5 protein-coding genes are annotated in these 4436 nt (G+C 75.1%); all 5 read right to left on the minus strand.

What is annotated here, in order from left to right:
* Positions 1-118: 118 nt before the first annotated feature.
* The 5 genes from ABZY44_RS36575 to ABZY44_RS36595 are packed head-to-tail and all read right to left on the minus strand — an operon-like array spanning position 119 to position 4051.
* Entirely contained in the window at positions 119-517 is a 399-nt protein-coding gene (locus ABZY44_RS36575) for a hypothetical protein (RefSeq protein WP_356661680.1), read from the minus strand.
* A 38-nt stretch (positions 518-555) separates the two neighbouring features.
* The gene (locus ABZY44_RS36580; protein WP_356661682.1) at positions 556-897 is read right to left on the minus strand and encodes a hypothetical protein; all 342 of its coding nucleotides are present in this window, start codon (positions 895-897) and stop codon (positions 556-558) included.
* Positions 897-2267, minus strand: coding sequence for a hypothetical protein (locus ABZY44_RS36585; RefSeq protein ID WP_356661684.1), 1371 nt, complete (start codon positions 2265-2267; stop codon positions 897-899). Before ABZY44_RS36585 ends, ABZY44_RS36580 begins: the two co-directional genes overlap by 1 nt.
* Before the next feature lie 21 nt (positions 2268-2288).
* Positions 2289-3716: a mobilization protein gene (locus tag ABZY44_RS36590; protein ID WP_356661686.1), complete on the minus strand. Its 1428-nt coding sequence runs from the start codon at positions 3714-3716 to the stop codon at positions 2289-2291.
* Positions 3713-4051, minus strand: a complete 339-nt coding sequence (locus ABZY44_RS36595) for a hypothetical protein (protein WP_356661688.1) — start codon at positions 4049-4051, stop codon at positions 3713-3715. Before ABZY44_RS36595 ends, ABZY44_RS36590 begins: the two co-directional genes overlap by 4 nt.
* Positions 4052-4436: the final 385 nt, after the last annotated feature.

A 4436-nucleotide genomic window follows, 5' to 3' on the forward strand; every position in this document is an offset into this window, starting at 1 on the left:
GCGGCTCGTTCCGGAAATCTGGAACGAGCCGCCACCCTGGTTTCAACGAGCCGCCACCCTGGTTTCGTCGACGAAACTCCGGCCGGGTCCCGGCGCGATTCCAGTACGCGGTGGCGGGTCAGGTGCGCGGGTAGCCATGGCCCGGCGGCGGGTACTCCTGGCCGGGGAGTTCGGCAACGCCGAAGAGGACGATCCGCTCGAACTCCGTGATCTCCCCCGGCGCGGCGTCGCTGGCTTCGTCGATCGCCTTCAGCAGCCGCATCGACCGCTCCTGGTCCGCCTTGGCCCGCGCCGAGGGCGGCGGGCCCGGTACAGGGCTGTCCCGCTCGGGTTCGGCGGGCAGCGGGAGGTGCAGGGCGCCCGAGCGCCACGCGCCTCCCAGCACCACGATCCCGGCCAGCAGGGTCAGGGCCATACCCGTGACCTCGTACCCGGACCACTGCGCCCACCAGCCGGCCGTGGCCAGCACGAGCCCCGCCAACACGCTGCCACCGGCCCGGCGCTGCCTGCCCGTCATCACCATCCCTCTCCCCCTTCCTCGCAGGTCTTCCCCGATCAGGCGCCGGGGGCCGTGCCCGCCTCGCGGGCGGCGTGCCGCTGGACTTCCTCCGAGGGCGCCACCAGCGGCCCGGCCACAGGCGCGGCGGGCTCCGGCCGCCACATGGCGCCCCGGCACAAGGTGGCCACACCCGCCGTGCCGCCCAGAATCGACAGGACGAAGTCCGCCTGCACCAGACCCAGGTGGCCCGCCCGCAAGGCGGCCGCGAGCAGCGCGCCGGACAGCAGCAGTCCGTTGATGCCGATCCGGTCCCGGCCGGACAGCGCCCACCAGGCCACCCGTACCCGATCCGCGCGCGCCCGGGTGGCCCGCCGTCCGGACGTGGCTGCCTTCTCCATCACCGCGTCCGTCCCGTGCCCTTGGACGGTGCGGCCTGCTGCCGGTGGGCGGGCACCGCGGCTTCGGCCGGAGCCGGCTGTCCCGGCGCCGCCCCGCCGGACGTTGTGGTGGAGCGGCGCCGGGCCGCGCCCGGGGACACCCGCACCCGGGAGACCGGTCCCGGCAGCGGCGTGGTCAGGGCATGGTGTGTCTGCTCGACCAGGCGTCCCACCAGCGCGGAAGCCGGACCCTGCTTCCAGGAGGTGTCCGTACCCAGACGGGCCAGATGCGCACCGAGGACCTTCTGGCCCTGGCTGTCGCCGAGCTGCTGCATGCGAGCGGCCAGCAGCGGCCAGTGGCGGGCGCCGATGAGGAGGCCCGCCTCCTGCTCGGGCAGCACGTCCCTGACCATCGACACCATCGCCGCGTGCGCGGCCGGCTCGACGCCTAGCTGTTCCAGCGCTTTCGCCCGGTCCCCCAGGTTCAAGTCCATGGGGACCTTCAAGCCCTCGGTCAACGGCCCCCAGGAGCGGCGCGCGTCCTCACTCACCGCCACCGCCGGGGCTGGAGCAGGTGCCGAAGCCGGAGCGGCAGGAGCAGGAGCGGGGGCGGGGGCGGGCGGCGCCCACGGGTCGATGTCCTCTCGCACCGGCGCCGCGGCAGCGGGCGCGGTGCCCGGAGCGGGGGCGGGTGCGGGGACCCGGGCACCAACCGAAGCCGGAGCGGGGGTCGAGGTGGGGGTGGGGGCAGGAGCGGCGGTCGCCGCCGATACGGACGCGGGTGCCTTGGCGGCGGCCGCGGTGGTGACGGCGGCGACGGCCTGGTCCACGCCGGCCCCGGCGGCGTGCGCGTCGAGGAGGATCCGGGCGACGTCGACGCCCTTGTCATCGAGGTGGCCCATCGCGGCCGCGATGTCCGGCCAGGCCGGGGAGGCGAGGATCGCGTCGCGCACCAGGCCCTCGGGCATCGTCGCCTTCAGGAGATCGGCCCACCGGTCGGTGCCCTCCGCCTTCGTGCGGGCCGCGTTCGCCACCACGGCCTGGTGGACCCCGGCCGTCATGCGGCCCATCTGCGGCAGGAACGTGCCGAGGTCGACTCCGGCCTGCTGGAGACCGACGAGCTGTCGGGCCATCACCGGCCAGTCCTCGCCCTGCATCAGCTCGGCCAGGATGTCGTCGCCGAGGACGCCGCGCAGCTGGTCGGCCGACCAGCCCGGCGCCATCTTCGCCGCGTCCTCGCCGAGCTCCTCCTCCTTGCCCGTCAGGCGCTTCTGGACGGCACGGCGTACGGCGTCGGTGATGGTCATCATCAGCCGGTAGGCCATCGCGGCGGTCTGCGCGGCTTCCCCGAGGGCTTCGGCGAACGGCTCGGGCTGGGGCGGGTACGTCATCGGCAGTCCTCGGGGTGGGGGTCAGCGCGTACGGGACGGACCCGGCCGTCCGGGGTCGGGGCGCGGCCGGACCGGTACACCGGTAACGGGCGCGACCCCGGGCAGGCCACGGCCCGGCGTCCGCGCGGTGCGCGCCGCGCGGGGCTTCGTGGTGGGGGGCGGGGCGCCGGTCAGGCCGGCTGCCTCCCGCAGCAGCACGGCCGCCTCCGAGGCGGCCTTCGCCTGCGCGCGGAAGGTCTGCGCGCGGTGCCAGGCGGCGGCGGCCTCCACCGCCTCCACGAGCGCGAGGAGCAGCGTCAGCACCACCGCGGCACCGCCGCCCCGGGCAGCGCGGGGGGCCCGCTCCAACGCCCGGGTCGAGGCGCGCCATCCGGCACGCGCGCGGCCCTCAAGGGAGCGGGCGCCGGGGGCGCGGGCGGCCTGCTCGAAGGCGTCGGCCGCTGCCTGGACGCGGTCGCGGACGAGTGCCGGGGAGTGTGCGGCGGCGACGGCCAGGAGGTCGCCGAGGGCGGCGACGTCGCCCGCTCCTTCGTCCTGTCCGGCGCGGCCCAGGAGGGCGGACGCTTCGCGGATCCGGTGCTCGGCCAGCGCCCAGTCGGCCTCAGTGACGTGCGGGGTGAAGCGCTCGCGGACGCGGGGCAGGGACAGGTCGTAGGCGAGCGTCGATCCGGCGAACCAGACGGGTCGGGTGCCGCCGTCGGCGCGGTCCCCGGGCAGCGCGACCGCGTACCCCACGAGGGCGCCGCCGTCGTCTCGGCGTTCGCGCACGCGCAGCCCAGCGTCGCGGAGCCGGTCGAGGAAGTCGGTGTCGCCGTGAGCGAGGGCGGCCGCGGTGCGGACGGTGCGCTGCAGGGACTCCCGGGCGGTCTCCACCAGGCCGCGGCGGGCGGCTTTCTCGGCCTCGCCGGTGACCGGACGGCGGCGCGCGGTCCGGTCCAGCGGCGACATCGGGGTGAGGCCCCAGCGGGCTTCGAAGACGCGGGCGGCGGCGTGCATGTTGAGGATGTCACCGCGCAGACGGGGGTGCCGGCCGTCCTGGCGGGCGAGGGTCGCCAGGATGTGGATGTGGTCGTCCGCGTGCCGTACCGCGATCCACCGGCAGGCCTGCTCGTCGCCGTGCTCCGCGATGCCCGCGGCGTGCACCATCGCGGCGGCCACCTCCGCCCACTCCGTGTCCGACAGCAGCCGGTCGGCGGGCGCGTTGCGGACCGAGATGTGCCACACGTGTTCTTCCGGCTTCGATCCGCGCAGCGCTTCGACGGGGGCGTCCAGGAGGAGCGCCAGGTCGGCGAGCGTCATGCGGTCCGGGGTGCGGGCGGGACACGGCAGGTCCGGGTCCCAGCCCGCGACGAGGTGGGGGTCGACGTGCTCGTCGCGCTCGCCCGGACCGAAGAGGTAGTCCAGGAGGTCGATCGTCGTCGAACCCGTCTCCGCCTTCTTCGGCATCACGACCGTGGGCGCCTCTCCCGCATCACCGCGACCGTCGCCGCGTCGAGGCGGGCCACCGCTTTCAGCGTCTCCTCGACCACGGTCGCGGCCGACTCCGGAAGGCCGGCCCCGGACACGCTGGTGGCGGTCAGCAGGCGGAGCTCGGCGACGGTCTCCCGCAGGTGCACCCGGGCCTGGACCAGCTCCCTCAGCACGTCCCCAGCATCCCGGGAGACGGGCACCAGCACGTGCTGCGCGACCGCCATCACCTGGCGCCCCGCCCAGGCCGCCGACGCCATCCCCTCGCGTTCCGCGGCGGTGCGCACGACGGCCAGCTCGGTGTCGCTGAACGACACGTAGAAGCGCTTCTTCCGTGGTTCACCGGCCTGGCGTTCACGACGCCGCCCACCCGCATTTCCCTCCGCGCCGACTGCCACCCAGGGCCCCTCACAATTCCGTGGCAGCCGATACCGGCTTTCCGGCGTCCTGGGGGCTTACTGCCCCCATTACGTACTAACTGGCTGCCAATTTCTAATGCCTGAAAAATGGTTGCAGGACCGTGCGCCCGCGAGCCGGGAAACCAGGCGCGCCGACACCGGACACCACCCCCACCAACGACCCCGCACCCCACCCCGACACCACCACCGCCACACCACACCACCACACACCCACGCCGCCCAGCCCACACCACCACACACCCCACCCAACCACCCCACCCCCGGTACACGCCCAGCCACAAAG

The sequence above is a fragment of the Streptomyces sp. NPDC006544 genome (genome assembly GCF_040611715.1).
GTDB lineage: Bacteria > Actinomycetota > Actinomycetes > Streptomycetales > Streptomycetaceae > Streptomyces.